Origin of the sequence: Acinetobacter sp. 243_ASPC (genome assembly GCF_001054715.1) — a bacterium.
Lineage (GTDB): Bacteria > Pseudomonadota > Gammaproteobacteria > Pseudomonadales > Moraxellaceae > Acinetobacter > Acinetobacter soli.
Window position 1 is genome coordinate 56,448 of sequence record NZ_JVOR01000074.1, and the last position, 18,271, is coordinate 74,718.

Annotated in this window: 18 protein-coding genes; 5 read left to right on the top strand and 13 right to left on the bottom strand. The window is 44.6% G+C overall.

What is annotated here, in order from left to right; genetic code table 11:
- Positions 1–6: 6 nt before the first annotated feature.
- Positions 7–912, bottom strand: coding sequence for a tRNA pseudouridine(55) synthase TruB (truB, locus tag ADA42_RS07665; protein ID WP_048764468.1), 906 nt, complete (start codon positions 910–912; stop codon positions 7–9).
- A gap of 148 nt (positions 913–1,060) precedes the next feature.
- On the opposite strand from truB, the gene ADA42_RS07670 reads away from it, so the two are divergent.
- Positions 1,061–2,098 carry a lipase secretion chaperone gene (locus tag ADA42_RS07670; protein WP_048764471.1) on the top strand — a complete coding sequence of 346 codons (1,038 nt, stop codon included), beginning with the start codon at positions 1,061–1,063 and terminating at the stop codon, positions 2,096–2,098.
- 131 nt (positions 2,099–2,229) lie between these two features.
- On the top strand, positions 2,230–3,201 hold the full coding sequence (locus ADA42_RS07675) for a lipase family alpha/beta hydrolase (protein WP_048764474.1): 972 nt from the start codon (positions 2,230–2,232) through the stop codon (positions 3,199–3,201).
- Between the two features lie 66 nt (positions 3,202–3,267).
- Here the strand turns inward: ADA42_RS07675 and rplS are convergent, their stop codons facing one another.
- The 12 genes from rplS to ispH form a co-directional block, all read right to left on the bottom strand.
- Positions 3,268–3,639 carry a 50S ribosomal protein L19 gene (gene rplS, locus ADA42_RS07680; RefSeq protein ID WP_004934323.1) on the bottom strand — a complete coding sequence of 124 codons (372 nt, stop codon included), beginning with the start codon at positions 3,637–3,639 and terminating at the stop codon, positions 3,268–3,270.
- A 209-nt stretch (positions 3,640–3,848) separates the two neighbouring features.
- Positions 3,849–4,583, bottom strand: coding sequence for a tRNA (guanosine(37)-N1)-methyltransferase TrmD (trmD, locus tag ADA42_RS07685; protein ID WP_004934319.1), 735 nt, complete (start codon positions 4,581–4,583; stop codon positions 3,849–3,851).
- Between the two features lie 48 nt (positions 4,584–4,631).
- Entirely contained in the window at positions 4,632–5,180 is a 549-nt protein-coding gene (rimM, locus tag ADA42_RS07690) for a ribosome maturation factor RimM (RefSeq protein WP_004934317.1), read from the bottom strand.
- Positions 5,181–5,197: 17 nt separating this feature from the next.
- The gene (gene rpsP / locus ADA42_RS07695; RefSeq protein ID WP_004934313.1) at positions 5,198–5,455 is read right to left on the bottom strand and encodes a 30S ribosomal protein S16; all 258 of its coding nucleotides are present in this window, start codon (positions 5,453–5,455) and stop codon (positions 5,198–5,200) included.
- A 141-nt stretch (positions 5,456–5,596) separates the two neighbouring features.
- A complete protein-coding gene (locus ADA42_RS07700; protein ID WP_048764552.1) occupies positions 5,597–6,031 on the bottom strand; it encodes a type IV pilin protein in 435 nt (144 codons plus the stop codon).
- Positions 6,031–6,504 carry a type IV pilin protein gene (locus ADA42_RS07705; protein WP_048764479.1) on the bottom strand — a complete coding sequence of 158 codons (474 nt, stop codon included), beginning with the start codon at positions 6,502–6,504 and terminating at the stop codon, positions 6,031–6,033. Before ADA42_RS07705 ends, ADA42_RS07700 begins: the two co-directional genes overlap by 1 nt.
- A 65-nt stretch (positions 6,505–6,569) precedes the next feature.
- Positions 6,570–10,931 carry a PilC/PilY family type IV pilus protein gene (locus ADA42_RS07710; RefSeq protein WP_048764483.1) on the bottom strand — a complete coding sequence of 1,454 codons (4,362 nt, stop codon included), beginning with the start codon at positions 10,929–10,931 and terminating at the stop codon, positions 6,570–6,572.
- A gap of 17 nt (positions 10,932–10,948) precedes the next feature.
- Positions 10,949–11,617, bottom strand: a complete 669-nt coding sequence (locus ADA42_RS07715) for a PilX N-terminal domain-containing pilus assembly protein (protein ID WP_025095721.1) — start codon at positions 11,615–11,617, stop codon at positions 10,949–10,951.
- Positions 11,614–12,582, bottom strand: a complete 969-nt coding sequence (locus ADA42_RS07720; RefSeq protein ID WP_048764485.1) for a PilW family protein — start codon at positions 12,580–12,582, stop codon at positions 11,614–11,616. Before ADA42_RS07720 ends, ADA42_RS07715 begins: the two co-directional genes overlap by 4 nt.
- The gene (gene pilV, locus ADA42_RS07725) at positions 12,583–13,119 is read right to left on the bottom strand and encodes a type IV pilus modification protein PilV (protein WP_025095723.1); all 537 of its coding nucleotides are present in this window, start codon (positions 13,117–13,119) and stop codon (positions 12,583–12,585) included.
- Entirely contained in the window at positions 13,116–13,562 is a 447-nt protein-coding gene (locus tag ADA42_RS07730) for a pilus assembly FimT family protein (RefSeq protein ID WP_048764487.1), read from the bottom strand. The genes pilV and ADA42_RS07730 overlap by 4 nt, the downstream gene beginning before the upstream one ends.
- Before the next feature lie 120 nt (positions 13,563–13,682).
- A complete protein-coding gene (gene ispH, locus ADA42_RS07735; RefSeq protein ID WP_048764489.1) occupies positions 13,683–14,633 on the bottom strand; it encodes a 4-hydroxy-3-methylbut-2-enyl diphosphate reductase in 951 nt (316 codons plus the stop codon).
- Between the two features lie 135 nt (positions 14,634–14,768).
- Here ispH and gmk point away from each other — a divergent pair, with 135 nt between their 5' ends.
- From gmk to ADA42_RS07755, 3 genes are all read left to right on the top strand, one after another.
- Positions 14,769–15,392, top strand: coding sequence for a guanylate kinase (gene gmk / locus ADA42_RS07740; RefSeq protein ID WP_025095725.1), 624 nt, complete (start codon positions 14,769–14,771; stop codon positions 15,390–15,392).
- 68 nt (positions 15,393–15,460) lie between these two features.
- A complete protein-coding gene (rpoZ, locus tag ADA42_RS07745; protein WP_004934284.1) occupies positions 15,461–15,742 on the top strand; it encodes a DNA-directed RNA polymerase subunit omega in 282 nt (93 codons plus the stop codon).
- A gap of 389 nt (positions 15,743–16,131) precedes the next feature.
- Positions 16,132–18,246 carry a RelA/SpoT family protein gene (locus tag ADA42_RS07755; protein WP_048764493.1) on the top strand — a complete coding sequence of 705 codons (2,115 nt, stop codon included), beginning with the start codon at positions 16,132–16,134 and terminating at the stop codon, positions 18,244–18,246.
- The last annotated feature ends 25 nt before the right edge of the window (positions 18,247–18,271 follow it).

The following is an 18,271-nucleotide window of genomic DNA, read 5'->3' on the forward strand; positions in this document are numbered from 1 at the left end:
TATGCCTTATAAATTTAAAATACGTTTCGGCACCAATCTTTTTTTATCTGTAATTTCAGCGAGTCCTAGACATCGTTCGCCATCAAACACCAATACTTCTGACGCTGCATCATGATCGATATTGCTTTCTTGCCCGTTGCAGAAAAATTTCAGGCGACCGTCCGGAATTTGAACCTTTGGTAAATATTCAACTGGTGCATAGGGCGGCAATAATAGCACATCACGCTCAGATTCATTGAGCTGTTCTAAATATTCAAGCGTGTATTCTGGAATTAAATCAAAATGGCCAGTCTGAGTTCGGTGTAATGCTTTTAAATGCCCACCAAAACCGAGTGCTTCACCAATGTCTTCACCCAATACACGAATATAAGTACCTTTGGAACAAGTCACATCCAGCGTGAGGCTATCGGCATTAAAATCGATCAAGCTTAAATCATAAATCGTGATCGGTCGTGCTTCACGCTCAATTTGGACCCCTTTACGCGCTAGCTCATACAAGGGACGACCGTCACGCTTGAGCGCCGAATACATTGGGGGAATCTGCTGAATCTCACCGCGAAACTGCGCCAATACCGTTTCGATGAGGTCACGTGTCAATACAGGTACAGGGCGAGTCTGGACAATATCGCCCTCAACGTCGCCTGTGGTGGTGGTTTGACCCAGCTTGACCACGGTTTGATAGCGCTTGGTTGAATCGAGTAAATAATGCGAAAACTTGGTCGCTTCACCTAAACAAATCGGTAAGAGTCCGGTGGCAAGCGGATCAAGCGCGCCCGTATGCCCGGCTTTTTGTGCACGAAATAACCATCGAACTTTCTGTAAGACACCATTTGAACTCAGACCTAGCGGTTTGTTCAGTAAAAATACTCCACTAATTGGACGTTTGGATGGCTTACGAGAATCTGCGGTCATAATCGTACTGTGTGTCAATAAAATCAGCCGCCATGGTATCAAATCCGTTCATCCGTTTTTTAATTATTTCGCCAGAGATATGCTATTTTTTTAGTGAGATTGATTGACATCATCATCGAATAAAAATAAGTGCGGTTTGGAATGTTGTATGCAAGGATCGAAAAAAATTTATATCTGGACAGGTGTCCTCGGTTTGGTGGTCTTGGTGACCTTACTGGTGATGTGGTTAAGGCCTGCGGCTTCATCAGCACAGCGCAGTGATGTGACTGCAACGCAATTGTCGGCAGCAAGTGCTTTGCATGCTTCTGCACAAAATGCTGCCAATACTACAATGCCCTTTAGCAGCACCAGCCAACGCGATACCGAGATCAATTGTCAGCTCAAACGTGATGGATCGAATCGGTTGGTGGTCAATGAGCAAACGCGCAATTGCTTTGAATATTTCCTAACACAATATGGTGAAAAATCCATAGCCCAAATTGATCAGGATTTTAAAGCCTACCTCGCCGCGAGTTTAACCGATCCTGCTTTAAGCCAGACCACGGATCTGTGGCAACGCTACTTAAAATATCGGGAGGCTCTGGGCACCCTACCTGAACCCGCTGGCCCTAAAAATGAGCTGGCTTACTTCCAAAGTGTTTTTGCATCGCGCATGGCACTTCGGCAGCGTTTCTTTTCTGCCCCCGAGATTGAAGGCTTATTTGGCTCAGAAGATCTTTACAATCAGTACACACTTAATCGTATGCGCATTTTAAATAACAATGCACTGAGCGATGTAGAAAAGGCCAAGCAACTGCGGGCACTGTTTGATCAGTTACCTACAGACTGGAAAGCCAATCTGGAACAGCTTTCAACACTCGATGATTTACGTCAGCTAACCGCCTCCATAAAACGTAAAGGTGGCTCAGCACAAGAATTACACGATATGCGAACCCAACTGGTTGGCCCCGAAGCCACTACTCGTTTAGAAAATCTCGATACACAGCGTACAGCGTGGAAAGCCACCGTGACCCAATATCTTGATGCGCGTCAAAGCATTTTAGACAGCTCCATGAGTGCCAGCGCCAAGCAAAAAGCCATCGAATCACTTCGTAATTCCACTTTTAGTCGCCAGCAAGATCAAGTGCGTATTCAAACCTTTGAAGCCGCGAAAGATCGTGGTCAGCGCTTGCCACTTACAGAATAATTCACAATTTGATCATTAAAAAAGGAGTTGAGCTACACTAAAAATAAAACATGTTAACAAGGACATAACATCCGATTTGAACGTCATCAGCAGGTTCAAATCCAGAAAAAATAAATGCAGGGAACACTTCAATGAAAGTTAAATTATTATTCACTGGTATTTTAATGGTATTGGCTCAGCCGGTTCTGGCCAGTTCTGCGCCTATTCAAAATGCCAAGACATCCTTTGTCATTTCAAGCTACGCCCAAACCAAGTATCCAATTGTACTGGCACATGGCTTATTCGGTTTTAATAAACTGGGTACAGAAGCGTTTGGTCTGGATTATTGGTATCAGATTCCGCAGGATTTAGCCAAAAACGGGGCAAATGTCTGGGCCACGCGCCAATCTGCAGCCAATACATCCGAAGTTCGCGGTGAACAATTACTGGCAGAAGTACAGGATATTTTAGCCATTACCGGTGCACAAAAGGTCAATCTGATTGGCCATAGCCATGGTTCACAATCGGTTCGCTATGTGGCAGGGGTACTGCCGGATCGAGTCGCTTCGGTGTCTACTGTGGGCGGGCCTGCAAAAGGAGCACCTCTGGCCGATTTAATTTATAAATCCTTAGCTGGAACGGTACTTGAAGCACCGATTGCAACACTGGTCAATGCAGCCACCAACTTCATTACCATTGGTCAACTCGACGATCCACGCCAGTATCCGATGGATTCACTTGGCGCAGCCTATAGCCTCTCGACCGAAGGTGCCAATAAGTTTAATGCCACTTTTTCTGCTGGTGTACCCACAACAGCTTGCGGACAGGGCGCAGCCAAGGTCAATGGTATTCAATATTATTCATGGAGTGGCGCCAGTGTTTTAACCAACCCTGTTGATCCAACCGATTACCTACTTGGCCTTACCAGTGTGTTTAGTGGCCAGAATAATGATGGGCTGGTACCGGCCTGTAGTAGCCATATTGGTACAGTCATACGCGACAATTACGTGTTGAATCATCTGGATGAAGTGAATCAGGTGCTTGGGCTTCGCTCGGTCTTTGCTCAAGATCCGGTATCGATTTTCCGTCAACATGCCAACCGTCTTAAACTGCAAGGCTTATAAATTAAATTTCAAACATAAAAAATGCGCCCAACGGGCGCATTTTTTTGCAAGCTTACAACGTTAAGATTAACCTTGTTTGCGTGCTGGCAATTTTTCACGAATACGTGCAGCTTTACCAGACAACTCGCGTAGGTAGTAAAGTTTAGCACGACGTACGTCACCACGACGTTTCACTTCAATTTTAGCAACAACTGGTGAGTGAGTTTGGAAAACACGCTCAACACCAACACCGCTAGAAATTTTACGTACTGTAAATGCAGAGTTTAAACCACGGTTTTTCTTCGCGATTACAACACCTTCAAATGCCTGAAGACGCTCACGGTCACCCTCTTTTACTTTAACTTGGACAACAACAGTGTCACCAGGAGCAAAAGCAGGGATATCAGATTTCAACTGTGCATTTTCAACAGCTTGAACTAAAGGATGTTTACCACTCATTGTGGAATCTCCAATATGTGCGGGCGAGAAGAGGTCTCTGACGCCGCTGGGGATAGAGGCTAAAGCGCATATCACCCTGTTTAACTTTCCCTTTAAAGCAACATTACTTTAAAGAGCCTATTATTCAGCTTAAACAATGTTTAAGCAGTAACTCGAAGCATGGCTTCTCGTAGGGTGCAAGGACAAACTCGCACTTGACTTGGCTGTCCTTACTTATCTTTTAGCCATTTTTTTTGCTGCGCACTCAACTCGACGTGCTCAACCAGCTCTGGTCGGCGCTCAAGTGTACGTTGGTAACGCTGCAAAAACCGCCATTTTTCAATATTGGCATGATGCCCCGATTTAAGTACCTCGGGTACATCTAGCCCTTCAAAATGATCAGGCTTGGTATATTGTGGGCAATCGAGTAAACCATCCACAAAAGAATCTTGTACATGTGACTGTTCGTCAGACATTGCATCGGGCAAACGCCGAATGATGCTATCGAGGAGTACCATTGCTGGCAACTCACCGCCTGACAGGACATAGTCACCAATCGACCATTCCTGATCGACATAGTGTTGAATCAGTCGCTCATCGACCCCTTCATAACGTCCGCAAAGCACAATCAATCCATCATAATGAACGAACTGCTGCACGGCGGTTTCATTTAAGGTTTTGCCTTGTGGCGACATGTACACTACAGGTGCATGTTGACAGCCTGCTTGCATGGCAAGCGCTTTTGCATGGGTAATTGCTTTTGCCAGTGGCTCTGCCATCATTACCATGCCAGGGCCTCCACCAAATGGACGTTCATCCACTCGTTTGTAATTACCCTGTGCAAAATCACGTGGGTTGATGCAAGTGACTTTTGCAATCTGACGCTTGGTTGCGCGTCCACTAATTCCGTAAGCCGTAATTGCATCAAACATTTCTGGAAAAAGTGTTATGACTGCAAAAAACATCGCAGACTCCTATATTTTCCAACTGCGTTTGTGGCTAAGCCCACGATTTTAGTAATCTACGCCCCAATTGACGTAAATTCGACCTGCTTGCAGATCGACACGTTGTACCACATCTTTATGCCATGGAATCATTCGTTCTTCAGCATCCACACTGTCCGCAGTCGCACGTACGACCATGACATCATTGGCACCGGTTTCAAATAACTCATGGATTTGACCCAAATTCACTTCATGCTCTTCTTCATCCAGACCCAGTACTGTCAGGCCTTTTAAATCTGACCAGTAGTACTCGTCTACATCGGCTTTCGGAAGTTGTGATTTTGAAATCCAGATGGTGGCGCCCACAAGGTTATCTGCTGCTGTACGGTCACTGACATTTTTCAGCGAAACAACCAGCCCTTTGCCATGTGGCTTCCAACGTTTTACATCGACAGTTTGCCAACCTGCTTTGGTCTGAATGTACCAAGGCAGGTAGTCAAACATGTTGCTCATAGGTTCTGTATTGGAATACACCCAGAGCCACCCATTTAATCCATAAGCGGAACGTAACTGTCCAATCTGAAGACGATCTTCAGGTACATTCTGTGTTGGTGTCATGGGCTACCTACTACAAATTATGCAGCAGTTGTAGCTTTTTTAGCTTGAGCAGCCAAAGAAGCAACACGCTCAGATGGTTGAGCACCTTGAGATACCCAGTGAGCAAAACGATCAGCATCTAAACGTAGTTTCTCAGCTTGACCTTGAGCAGTCGGGTTGAAGAAACCAATACGTTCGATGAAACGACCATCACGTGCATTACGGCTATCCGTAACAACGATTTGATAGAATGGACGTTTTTTTGCGCCACCGCGTGCAAGACGAATAACTACCATGATAAAAGCCTTATAATTCTTACGGATTATCCCTGCGCCGACCATCGGCAACACTTCAAACCCCTTTCATAGAGGGCAGTATTCTACGTCAAATCGCAAACGAATGAAAGATTAAATTTTGACTTATCCATAGTTTTGAATTTATTTTCCATCCCAGTCCGAGGCGCTACTCAAGCTGCAACTGCTGCTGCCTTTGGCCCAGTACTTTTGTCCATCCTGATTCAAACATACAATACCATTTCCGGCCTGCATCGTTGATGCATTGGGTGTTGCCGTCAGCACATAGCCCTGATTGTCGGTATCGAGCGTTAATCCTAATATATAAAATGCTGTTCCTGTAGCCGGAAAATTCGATGTAATACCCAAACCGCTGAGTGAAGCATTGGCATAACTCCGATTCACCACTTTATAACTTTGTAATTGCTGCGCCACACGAATCAGCTCGGCCTGAACCTCACCGCGATTCACTCGTATTTTATAATTCTGATAACTCGGATAGGCAATTGCCGCCAGAATCCCAATGACTGCCACCACAATCATCAGCTCAATTAAGGTAAATCCTTGCTTTGCTTGCATCACCATGTCTCCGAACCTGTACCGCAGGTCGTAAAATCGATATTGTTTGTTGTTTTATTTTTGCAGCGAAACCCAGTACTGGTCAGAAGCAACGAGTAATTATTTGAATCGGCACTACTGGCTTTAATTGCCCAATCCTGTGTATTTAAACTCAGATCTAATGTGTATTTTTGCGACCCACTGCTACTGTTTAATGGCAATAGTAAAGTGGTATCACTCGCATTCGCGACATCGTAATAAGGCCCTTTACTGTCGGCTGTTCCTTTTAAGGCAAAGCCTGAATAACTAAAGTTACGTGAACGATGTCGTTCTAGCAAGGCTGCAATTTTCTGCATTTCTTGCTGTGCCGCTGCCAGATTAGAGCGACGGACGTATTCCTGATAACTCGGAATCGCAATGGTGGCAACAATGGCAATCATGACCACGACCACCATCAGCTCAATTAAGGTAAACCCTTGCGTGCTACGCGACATAGATGCGCTCCTGATTGGATGATGACAGCTCACATCCCCATAAAGAGATGTGAAGCAATCTGCATTTAAGGGGTGTACTGTTCATACCATTTTAATGGCACAATTTGACGCCGCGTGGTTTGGGTACTTGAGAGCACATCTTTGGTCGAGTCACGATCGGTTGAACTCCCCCCCAAGATTTGTCGGGTCGTTACGCCATTGCTGGTGGTACCGGCGCCAATCGTCACGGGTAAAATGCCTTTTCCAAGTTTAAGTGTTGTTGTCAGGTCAGCCGACTTTTCGCACACACCATATGGCAGACAAAAGCGACGGACACTACTCAAACCTTGCACACCAATTGAGCAATCTGCCACACGTCCTTCTTGTGCAATCGGATCAAAAATACTCACATACAGGTTTTTATTGATGACCACAGGTTCATCCATCACCTTTTGCTGGTTGCTTAATTTGGCATACCAACCATATTGCGGGCGATTGACCATGGTCAGCTCCCCATATTTTTGCAATTGTGCATAAGCGACTAAATTTTTATTGTTTGCTGCCATATCACGGGTGCTAAAACCCACCTGTGTGACATCGTTGTCGAAAAGATTAAATACCACCCCGGCACTTTGATCACTAATCGGTAAACTGCGGTTAGTGGTTGCAATACTCAACACGGCAAGTGAATTGGCGCCATATCCATACACACTAAAAATAGGTGCTTCATAAAAACGTAAATTGGCATCGGTTAAATCACTTGGTTTATTGTTTTGCAGATCGAGCAACTGTGCTGCCTGTGCAAACTGTTGAGGATTACTGCCGTTATTAATATCGACACGCCAGAGTTGTCCGCCCAAATCACCAAAGTACAAATGATCCACCAAACCATCACCATTTCGATCTACTGCATTGATCCGGCTGACGACGCTATATTGCATGTTGGTTTTCAAGGCCATGGTGGCACCGGTATTGGCTGTGGTGGCCAAATTGCTGGCCCACCAGAGCAGATCGCCATTTTCGGCATCAAACATGTACACACCCGAACCAATCTTATTGCTCTGAGCGTAACTGACCTGTTCGTATCCGCCATTATTGGCATTACCATCGGTTCCACCCGCATCGTAGCCACCACCCACAAACATGACCAATTTGCGTTTGCCCTGCCAGTTTACCCATGCCACGGTTGGTTTCGACCAGCTTTGCCCCATGTACTTGATGGCATCGAAGCTTTTTCCTTCTGGAGTGGTCGATGAATAAACTTTGCCAGAAGCAGGATCAATATAGAATTTTAAGCTTGGTTTGGTTTGATCATCCCATAGGCTCAAATCCAAGGCATAATAACTGCGTCCACCCATACGTAATCCACCATAAAGGTATTGCTTACCGCAGGCGCCCGTCGAGACGCCATCTTTTATACAGGTTGCATCTGTGGCCGACTTACCAACAGTGAGTTTGCTATCTTTAGTGTTCCACACATATTCACTGTAGGCGGTCCACGGCGCATCAATGCCGTATTGCATATTGTTAAAGTTGTCGTGTCCCTCAAGATTTGTACCTGTAAAGGCTTTACGCTGCTTGGCATTTTCAAGTAGCTCATTGGGTAAAAATGCAAATTTTTCTACACCTGTACTGGCATTGACCACATGTAAAAGCCCTTGCACGGTACCAAATACCAAATAATCATCCCGTGTCATAGAACCATCATTTTTGATGGTAGCCGACTGGGTAATTTTGATTGGCGATGAATGAAGCACCATCCCGACTTTTTTATATTCAGGTTTGGCAATCAGACTTTCTTGATTATTGGTGGTTTGAATTTGATAGCCCAGCAGGTTCATCAAATCGCTACGGCGCGGGTCTTTACTTTGACTTTCGCAGAGCTTGGTGTAGTAGTCGTTTCCAATCAGCCCAATTGAAGCGGAAACATCATATTTTTTATCTTTCGTGATACACGCGCGGTTCACGTATAACTGCCGGCTAGATGCACTGCTACTGGTCGCTGTAGGTAATTTGTCTGAAAACCCACCCGTTAAAATACTGGTTTTGGTGGATTGTATGTTGCTATTACTCCAGACATCGGTGATGGTTTTGGTCTGTATGGTTTCACCTGTATCGGCCAAATATTTTTTTACATTCCCAAACCAAGTTTGTTTGTCGTCGGGAACAAACATGTTTTGAAAAACATAGTTATCAAGATTGTATGGGGTAAGTGGATCTGTTGGCACCACAGGTACGCCTAAAAAGGTTTCCCGGTTACTAATGCCCAAATTGGCATAGAAGTTATAAATACTGTTGGCAATATTTTCTGAGCTGGCTGAGTTATACCAGCCCCCTTTACCCAATACGCCCCACCGTGCCAAATTTTTGACATCCTCGGCATCGGTTGGAAACACATTGCCAAGCAAACTGGTTAAACCATTCACCAACGTACCACCAAGCAATACGTTTAAGGTATCCTTTAATAAATTCGGAACAATCTGACCCAATAGCGAATTATTTACACCCGTCATAGATGCTTCAAGCTGGGCTGAATCTGTAGTGCTTGGAATCGTGGTAAATTCACGCCCAACGCCAATCACACCCGTGGTGATATTTTTATCGAGTAGCTTTTTGGTGTAATTACCAATGCAGCTCCACGTGGCATAATCACGGCTACTTAAAGTGGTCGATTTTAATCCTGCCGATGCATCACACTGAAAAACGTTACTGAGGTCGAGCTTCGACAAGTCTGTGGCCGAAGTATTGAGTGAACGGCCCATCAAACGCTCAATCGCATTTTGTGTGCCCAACCCTTCCGCACCTTGCTTAAGCAGTGCATCGGTAACCGTTGGGGTGATATTTGGTACGCCACCAGTAATCACCATAATACCGTTAGCATTACATTGCGGTGTATCTGTCGGTGCGCGATAAAATGTAGTAGAACGTTTGCTGGCATCGACCGAATTACTAAAGCCGCTATATTCAATATCAGCTTGTGAATCATAGCCATAGTAGAGATGTTTCTCTGAGACCTTGATTCCCAAGATGTTACCAACCACACCATTTAAAAGCCCCCCTACCACTCCATCACTGATAAGGGAGCTGACCAGATCATCATTTATCTGTATAAGATTAGTTGTTGATATTCCACCAGACTTATACTGCCAAGCATCATCCTTACACGTTACACCATCAGATTGCCAGCTATCTGTTCCGTATTTATCACATTTATAATCGTACCAGCCTAATAGTGGAAGAAATAGAATTTTTACTGGAATAATTCTCATTGCTATTTGTCTAGCACCAGTACCCTTGGTAGTGGTTCCCATTAAATAGGCACCAGTCTCTGCATAGGTACTGGCGGTTGGAACATTCCCTGCGAGTCCAAGAGTTTTGAGTAAATCATTGACGGTGCTGGCTGTACCCTTAAATTCTAATAACTCAGACAAACCTTTTACTGGATTTGAAAGAATGCTCCAGAGTTTACTAAAGATATCACCCACCAACGCTGCAATCAGTTTCGGCACAATAACCAATACATTTTGTAGATTAAAATCGCCTTTGGACTGAATATTTCCTGCAATTTTTTCGACTAGATAGTTACGATACGTGGTGGCACTCCCTGAGTAGGTCTTTTCAAAACAACGGAAATTGGTATCACTGGCTCGAGTGGTCGACAGCTTACAAGCAGGCGCCAAAATACGTCCCGCACGATCATTGGTCATAACATCAACCGGCATGACCGATATCCCGACACTGACATTGTCTGGCAGAGGTTTGAGCCCTGTACTACTATTTCCAAGCAATACGTCCGTTAAGGCATTTTTGACCCGCGAAAGTTTGTCATAGCATCGATATACACCCACCGCAGAAACACTGTTCAGCAGTTTAACATTGGCCTGAAAATCACAGGTATTTTCGATATAACTTTTGGCGTCTAGCCCGGTTGCACCCAGCAGCGGTTTTAATAAGCCATCGAGTGTTTTTACCACCAAATCTGTGGTGACTACGGTACAGTAATTACGTGCATAGTTGTATTTACTGCTCGGTGACTCTGTGGTGATCTTTAACAGCGGATCCAGACTCCCGCCCAGTAAGCCCTGTAAAGCCACCTGATCGACTGCACCTACGGTATTGGTGACCAACTCAAGCGCATCTTTATCGCCTAGCAGCCCCAGCCCACCCCCTGAACCTAAAATATTAGAGACACCTTTCCCCACACAAATAGGATATTCTTTTAATAAATCGAGTGCTCCTGCTCCCCCCATGGTGCGGGACTGATCGACCATCAGCATTAAACGCTTATCAAATTGTGCTCCTTGATGATAAACCTCGACATCACTGGCCTGAGCGTTGCATGCAATTATCAGTGAAACGCTCATCATAGCTGTACACAGCATCCGATGATGCTGAGGTGTAGCGGTACCTAGTAAGGGATTAAATCTTTTAGATTTCTTGTTTTTCATGATTGTTCTCCCTTGACCTACTTAGGTGGCTCAAAGTCAGATAAGAAGCGATACTCGGCCACTTGTGAATTAAACAAGGCCTGCTTCTGACTCAAACAACTGATGGCACTGCTGGCCGATTTATTCAAACAGGTATTGATATCTTCGGCAGATGAAAATCCGGTCATGACAGAAACTGAAGTCAGTTGTAGGCGTAAACTGCTTTCCGTTTTTGCAGTGGTAATATCGGTACCACGCGCATAGTCAGCAAATGGCTGATTGTCCGATGATGCTGCCTTTTTGATATACACCTGTGTGACCACCTGCGTGCGCCCACCCGCAGCATCGGTACTTTTACATGAGGCTTGGTTATCGACCGTGCCTGAACTATTGACCACACCCATATTGCTCATCACAAACGGCGCTGTCTTATTAAAGCAGCTCACCATTTCCTGATTAAGATTACCGACATTACGAAAATAATTAACGACACCATTTGCAGAAGCCAAGGTGCTAGTATTCACAGGATTTTGGAAATACATCAGGGCAGCATCCGAATTTTGTAGCAATAAAGCCTGAATCTGATTATTTGCAACCATTTTGAGCGAGCTGACACTTTGTCGGATGGCCAAAGTTCCTACCACCATGATCAAGAGTAAAATCATCAGCACCACGATCAGGGTTGCACCTTGTTGATTGGTTTTCATTGTGTGACATACCCCTCTTCCACCCAACCCATGGCATTTCTTAATGAAATGGTCTGAGTCACTACCTGACGCAATCGTGTATCTTGATTTGTACTGTTTAATGCAACCGACTGCCCCAACACATCAAAAGTCTTTTTATTACGATTTCTAACGTTTACATCATTGCCTGCTGTTTCATTCGACTGCACCAGTAAGCCAATTTGAATCACATTGATGTATGGCTTGATCTGCTGTGAGATACCATCAATATTTTTGGTCATTGCGGGTGTTTTTGCGGTGTCGAGATAATCTGCCACAGACACGTAATTGAGCGCTGTTGGATTATTCAAAGCGCCTTTCACATAGCCCACTTTAATGCGCATATAATCGACCGAGGGAATAATAATTTGCCCCGTGCCAGACAAATCCAGTGTGGTTTTTGGCTTACCATCTACTGCGGTTATCGTGTTTCCATTTCGCATATATTGATCGGCCACACAGCGCAACGCTTTGTCACTACCAACAAAATATCGCTGAGCCACATAGGTACCTGCGGCAAGGGTTTTGCCGGTACAGTCATAGTCGCTTTGCGTTGCCTGATAACGAATCGTAAGCTGATCACTTTTTTGATCGACATTACTGTCTCCAACTGCGCTTTTGGTCAGTGCCGTCTCGGCAAGCGTTAATAAGTATTTTCCACTCACTTGATCACTGACGTTACTTGCAGTCAGAAGCAATCCCGCATTTGCTTGTTGATCGTTGATATATGCAGAGGATGCGCTCAAGTTGGCTTTTCGAACATCATCTAAAATATAGTTCACCCCAAAACTGGCACTGTCTTGAATATTCGCCATGGCTTTTTGCACATTAAAACTGGTGACACTGGTGAGGTACAGCTGAATAGCTGCCGCTGTAATCAAAAGCCCCAGCGTAATGGCCACCATCAGTTCAATCAGTGTAAATCCAGCCTGATGTAATCGGGTCATTTAATAGGCCTCCAGAAAAATACACGTCGCATTGCGCTCATAACTGGTGGCACCGTTTTTGTAGCATGTCTCTGAACTGCTAAAACTTTGTGCGGTTTTATCCCATGCCACATAAATGCATTGACGCCCCAAATTTGTTCCTGCATTGCTGGCATTGGGGCAGGTATTCACAATAACGCTCATACCTGAATTTGTGGTTTGGTTATAAATATATTGTAAATCACTGGTGGCTTGGGCACTGGCCTGACTACTCACAGTTGTGGCGCAGTTAGAGGCTTTGGTATAGGCCTTTGTTGAGCTGTTAATAGAACCTTCTGTGTGATACAGCTTACATTGTGTGGCCTGAGGGTTGGCACGCATACGCTCGGTTAGGTCTCGTGCAATATTGAGCGCAGCCACTTGATTGCCTGCTTCCATACTGGCACTTACCGCACGCAACTGAAGCGCTGTAAAGCCAAGCACACCGATGGCCAGTAGCAACAACGCCACCATCACTTCCACTATACCGACACCACGTTGAGGCCCTGCAAGCTTCATGTGCACGCTCCTTCTTTGTAAGTGGTGTCTCCTGTTACACCGACTTCGATACAACGTGCAATGCCTTGGCGCTGTAATGAAAATTTGCTACTCGCAACTGGAATTCCCTCTACACGAAAAATCAGTTGTATGGCTGAACCAGATGCAAGAGTGACTTCCTTATCGAGCTGCGCAACAAAAATGCGATTGCTAATATTGCTTGAAATAGAAAGGTTTTCTGCGCAATTAGTCACAGTGCTGACGCATACGCCCGTGGTCTGGCGAATAGTCAGAGCTTGAGTGCGTGCCTCGACCAATTTCGACATTAATTCACGCGCCGAGGCATTCAGCTTTTGCCTATTGAGCAAGCTGTTAAATGATGGCACTGCGATTGTGGCCAATATTGCCAAAACAGTTATGGTTATAATGAGTTCGATGAGGGTAAATCCTTTCATTTTTTGCATATCGTCACTCCCCCTAGTGTCTAGCTTAACTTATTTTTTTACACAACCCATACAATCAAGATTAAGGGCATAAAAAAGCGGATGAGTGACACTCATCCGCTTTTTTAAAACAGCTCAGGCTTAAGCTTGCGTCACCTGAATACGTAATTCTTTAGGCAAGCTGAAGGTAATATTTTCTTCGCGCCCTTCTAATTCTTTAGGTGCATCTGCCCCCCAATCTTGCAAGCGCTGAATCACTTGCTTGATTAAAATTTCAGGTGCGGAAGCACCGGCAGTCACACCAATTTTATCGACACCCTCAAACCATTGTTGCTCAAGCTGATCCGCGTTATCGACCAAGTACGCCGCCTTGCCCATGCGCTCTGCTAATTCACGCAGACGATTGGAGTTAGATGAATTAGGCGATCCGACCACCAAGACCACATCGCAGCGATTGGCCAGATCACGAACCGCATCTTGACGGTTTTGAGTGGCATAACAGATATCATCTTTACGCGGCCCCTGAATCTGGGGAAATTTGCTGCGCAGTGCATCAATCACTTTGGCGGTATCATCAATTGACAGTGTCGTTTGGGTAACAAAGGCCAGCTTGTCTGGATGGCGAACCGCCAGTGCTTCAACATCCGCTTCATCTTCAACCAGATAGATATGGCCACCTTTAGTTTTATCGTACTGGCCCATGGTTCCTTCAACTTCAGGATGGCCTTCGTGTCCAATTAAAATGGCTTCGGTACCTTCACGCGCATATTTGGTTACTTCAATATGCACTTTGGTGACCAATGGACAAGTGGCATCAAACACTTTTAAACCACGGCGTTCAGCCTCTTGCTGTACGGCCTTTGACACACCGTGCGCACTGAAAATGACGATTGAGTCGTCAGGTACCTGATCAAGCTCATCGACAAAAATAGCACCACGCTGACGCAGATCATCGACCACAAATTTGTTATGTACCACCTCGTGGCGAACATAAATAGGCGGATTAAAACATTCAAGTGCACGATTTACGATTGCTATGGCGCGGTCAACACCTGCGCAAAAACCACGTGGATTTGCCAACACAATTTCCATAGAATCCTCAATTATTCGCTAGATGTTTCGTTCAAATTTGGCGTCGGTATAAACTTTTATAGTGGACTATATTTTGTTTAGGTCCGTAGTACACTACAATAGCCAAGATATTTTATCATAATCAGGAAAAATATCATGTCGGGTCTATTGTTTGTCGTTTCTGCTGCATCAGGAACAGGCAAAACTTCTCTCGTCAAAGCGCTTTTAGAGCGTGTGACCAATTTACACGTTTCTGTATCGCACACCACACGAGGCCAAAGACCTGGTGAACTTGATGGCGTTCACTACCACTTTACCAGCAAAGAAAACTTTCTGTCTCAAGTTGAGCAAAACGGCTTTATTGAATATGCAGAAGTTTTTGGTAACTATTACGGTACCTCACAAACCACAGTGAAACAACAGCTCGCCAAAGGTCATGATGTTTTACTTGAAATTGACTGGCAAGGTGCAGAGCAGGTTCGCAAACTTTTTCCTGAATCCAAACAAATTTTTATTTTGCCACCAAGTCAGTTCGATCTGCGTCAGCGTTTATCTAACCGTGGAACCGATAGCGTAGAAGTGATTGAGCATCGCTTAAGCTGCGCGGTAGAAGATATGCAGCAATACGTCAACTTTGACTATATCATTATTAATGATGACTTTAACAAGGCTTTGCATGAGCTAGAGTCGGTGATTAGTGCCAACCGTCTGACCCTGAATCAGCAGGTACACCGTCATCAACAACTCATTCAACAACTTATCACACCGAACAACGAATAAACTTGAGTATAAATTGAAAGCATTTTATACTTCGCAGTCTAGTCAGATTTACTTAACCGAGAACATATATGGCACGCGTAACCGTTGAAGATTGTTTAGACCATGTAGACAACCGCTTTGAGCTTGTACTAGTGGCAAGCAAGCGCGCGCGTCAACTTGCTCGTCAAGGCATCGAGCCAACTGTAGAATGGGACAACGATAAACCAACCGTTGTTGCACTTCGTGAAATTGCAGAAGGTCATGTGACTAAAGATATTTTAAAACAGCGCGAGCAAGACTATCAGACTTCTTCTCTTGATCTTGCGTTGTCTGCAAACAGCTTAAACTTGGAAGGTTTTTCTTTCCAATAAGTTTAAGACAAGAGCAAAAAGGCGCCATTATTTGGCGCTTTTTTTATGCCAGTTGATATAAAAATCAAAACCCAAAAATGAAAATAATCCGGTGCTTTTGAAGCTAAATCGACCCAATCAATCAGCAAATAATTCGATGCGGCACTATAACCGATCAAAATATCAACAAAAAAAGAGAAAAAAATGCGCAAATTGAGGAATAAGTCTCATTAAATTAGTGCGCTTCAAGCAAAGATTTGATACAAATGTAGGTTTACATCGTTTCTCCCAATCTTAACGATAGAAAAATATTTGCGATTTTTTTTGTGAACAAATTGACAAGTTTCGCAATATGCTTTTCATTAAGAGATATATCGTTATCCATCTCCCAAGCGATCAAAAGGTGTTTTATGCCAGGTGAAGAGGTCAGTCAAGCCAAGCAACAGCTTAAATTAATTATCGAAGCGTACTTGGATGCAAGCGACGTCGATAATGTGCTTGCTGCTTGCGATTTTGCCGATCTAGCGCATTCAGGCATTACCCGTAAAAGCGGTGAGCCCTATATTGTGCACCCGATTGCCGTCAGTTGTATTTTGGCACATATGCGTCTCGATGCCGACACACTCATGGCCGCGTTGTTGCACGATGTGATTGAAGATACCGACTATACCAAAGAAGAAATTAGTGAACGCTTTGGAAAAGTAGTGGCAGATCTGGTCGATGGTGTGACGAAGCTGACTCATTCAAGCGATAAACAGTACAACAAGGCTGCATCGTTTCGAAAAATTTTGCAAGCCACCTTACAAGATCCACGCGTGATTATCATCAAGCTTGCCGATCGTTATCACAACATGACCACGCTTGATGCACTGCGTCCAGATAAACGTGCCCGTATCGCCCAAGAGACCTTCGATATTTTTGTTCCCATGGCACGTATCGTGGGCATGAATGAAATGGCCGATAACCTTGAGCTACTGTGCTATCAAAATCTCGATTTAGATATGTATAACAATGTGCAAGAAGCATTGCTCGAAACCAAATCTAAACGATGTGAATATCAAAGCAACTGGGAACGACATTTAAGCGACTTATTAAACACCTACCAAATTCAAGGCCGAATTAAAAAGAAAAATAACAATATCGAATTACTGCGTCACTTTGTTAAAAATGAAATTAACCTTCACGAACTCACACACAGCCATGCCTTTGAAATTATCTTGCAAAGCATTGCAGACTGTGACCGTTTAGTCGAAGCACTCAAAGAAAACTTCCAGATTGTCGATTTTGAAGATCACATCCGACGCCCGTTACCCGGCGGAAATCAGTCTCTGATGATGAAGTTAAAAGGTGAACAAACCACGCTTTCTCTGACCGTTCAGACTGAACTGATGCGTAAGGCAGCGCGCTTTGGGGTGGTACTTGGCGAGAATGCACCGCAAGCTTGCCGCTCGGCGATTCAAGCCTCTATGCAGAATCTTACGACCTTAATTGATGGTGAATGTGCCAAAACCACATTTAACGATCTGCTTGACTATCTGCATCAGGAAAAAATTTGGGTTTATACCCCGCACGGGCATTTGCACGAATTACCGCAAGGTGCCACAGTGATTGATTTTGCCTATTCGGCCAGTTTATTTCTTGGCAACCATGCAGTCGGAGCCAAAATTGACGGTGAAATTCGCCCGCTCTCGACCCCATTGGTGAGTGGACAGGTGATCGATATCATTACCGATGTACTAGCGACGCCGAATCCAGACTGGCTCAGCTTTATCAATACACAAAAGGCACGTCGCGCAATCCAAAATATGCTGCGCGATCAAGATTTCGATGAGCAACTCTTGGTGGGTCAACAAGCACTCAACCGTGCTCTCAAGCTGTTTAATCGCTCGATTCATGATTTGTCGGAAAAAGACTGGTTAAGTGTCTTGCAATGGCGCCATGTAGAAACCAAAGAAGCGCTTTTTGAACAGATTGCTGTGGGTGATTTATTGCCACAACTGGTGGCCAACCACTTATTTTCTCAAGATACGCCACAAAAAACCGATGAAGTGTCGGACCGATTGATTCAGGGAACAGAAGGCGTCGATGTCAAATATGCGCATTGCTGTAATCCGATTTTAGGTGACCCAATTCAGGGGCATTTGTCTCGTCGTGGCCTGATCGTACACCGTGCGCGCTGTCGTAATTTGCTACATGAACAACATATGCACCCGGAAAATATCATGCCGCTGCAATGGACTTCAGACGATCTGGATGATGTCAGCTTTACCGCATATTTGTGCATCGATATGCCACTCGATGGCGAACAGATTTCAGAGCTGATTTATTTATGCCGTAAATCGCATACGGGCGTTGAAATGGTTCAGCCGCATGGCGATCATACCTATGCCAATATTGTGGTTAGTAACCGTAAAGTGGTGGCACAAATTATTCGCGATCTGCGCATGCTTTTTGGATTCCCACGCGTTTCTCGGTTATATCTTCCTTCTGCGGTAACCGAAGTAAATAAAATTAAAGCAAGTTAATCAATTATATCGATGATACTGTTGT

What these genes read in the sequence shown, in the direction of transcription:
- ADA42_RS07700 (WP_048764552.1), bottom strand. Translation starts at nt 6,031, where the DNA reads ATGCAAGCAAAGCAAGGATTTACCTTAATTGAGCTGATGATTGTGGTG.
- pilV (WP_025095723.1), bottom strand. Translation starts at nt 13,119, where the DNA reads ATGAAGCTTGCAGGGCCTCAACGTGGTGTCGGTATAGTGGAAGTGATG.
- ispH (WP_048764489.1), bottom strand. Translation starts at nt 14,633, where the DNA reads ATGGAAATTGTGTTGGCAAATCCACGTGGTTTTTGCGCAGGTGTTGAC.
- ADA42_RS07705 (WP_048764479.1), bottom strand. Translation starts at nt 6,504, where the DNA reads ATGTCGCGTAGCACGCAAGGGTTTACCTTAATTGAGCTGATGGTGGTC.
- trmD (WP_004934319.1), bottom strand. Translation starts at nt 4,583, where the DNA reads ATGTTTTTTGCAGTCATAACACTTTTTCCAGAAATGTTTGATGCAATT.
- ADA42_RS07675 (WP_048764474.1), top strand. Translation starts at nt 2,230, where the DNA reads ATGAAAGTTAAATTATTATTCACTGGTATTTTAATGGTATTGGCTCAG.
- truB (WP_048764468.1), bottom strand. Translation starts at nt 912, where the DNA reads ATGACCGCAGATTCTCGTAAGCCATCCAAACGTCCAATTAGTGGAGTA.
- ADA42_RS07755 (WP_048764493.1), top strand. Translation starts at nt 16,132, where the DNA reads ATGCCAGGTGAAGAGGTCAGTCAAGCCAAGCAACAGCTTAAATTAATT.
- rimM (WP_004934317.1), bottom strand. Translation starts at nt 5,180, where the DNA reads ATGACACCAACACAGAATGTACCTGAAGATCGTCTTCAGATTGGACAG.
- ADA42_RS07715 (WP_025095721.1), bottom strand. Translation starts at nt 11,617, where the DNA reads ATGAAAACCAATCAACAAGGTGCAACCCTGATCGTGGTGCTGATGATT.
- rplS (WP_004934323.1), bottom strand. Translation starts at nt 3,639, where the DNA reads ATGAGTGGTAAACATCCTTTAGTTCAAGCTGTTGAAAATGCACAGTTG.
- rpoZ (WP_004934284.1), top strand. Translation starts at nt 15,461, where the DNA reads ATGGCACGCGTAACCGTTGAAGATTGTTTAGACCATGTAGACAACCGC.
- ADA42_RS07670 (WP_048764471.1), top strand. Translation starts at nt 1,061, where the DNA reads ATGCAAGGATCGAAAAAAATTTATATCTGGACAGGTGTCCTCGGTTTG.
- rpsP (WP_004934313.1), bottom strand. Translation starts at nt 5,455, where the DNA reads ATGGTAGTTATTCGTCTTGCACGCGGTGGCGCAAAAAAACGTCCATTC.
- ADA42_RS07710 (WP_048764483.1), bottom strand. Translation starts at nt 10,931, where the DNA reads ATGAAAAACAAGAAATCTAAAAGATTTAATCCCTTACTAGGTACCGCT.
- gmk (WP_025095725.1), top strand. Translation starts at nt 14,769, where the DNA reads ATGTCGGGTCTATTGTTTGTCGTTTCTGCTGCATCAGGAACAGGCAAA.
- ADA42_RS07720 (WP_048764485.1), bottom strand. Translation starts at nt 12,582, where the DNA reads ATGACCCGATTACATCAGGCTGGATTTACACTGATTGAACTGATGGTG.
- ADA42_RS07730 (WP_048764487.1), bottom strand. Translation starts at nt 13,562, where the DNA reads ATGCAAAAAATGAAAGGATTTACCCTCATCGAACTCATTATAACCATA.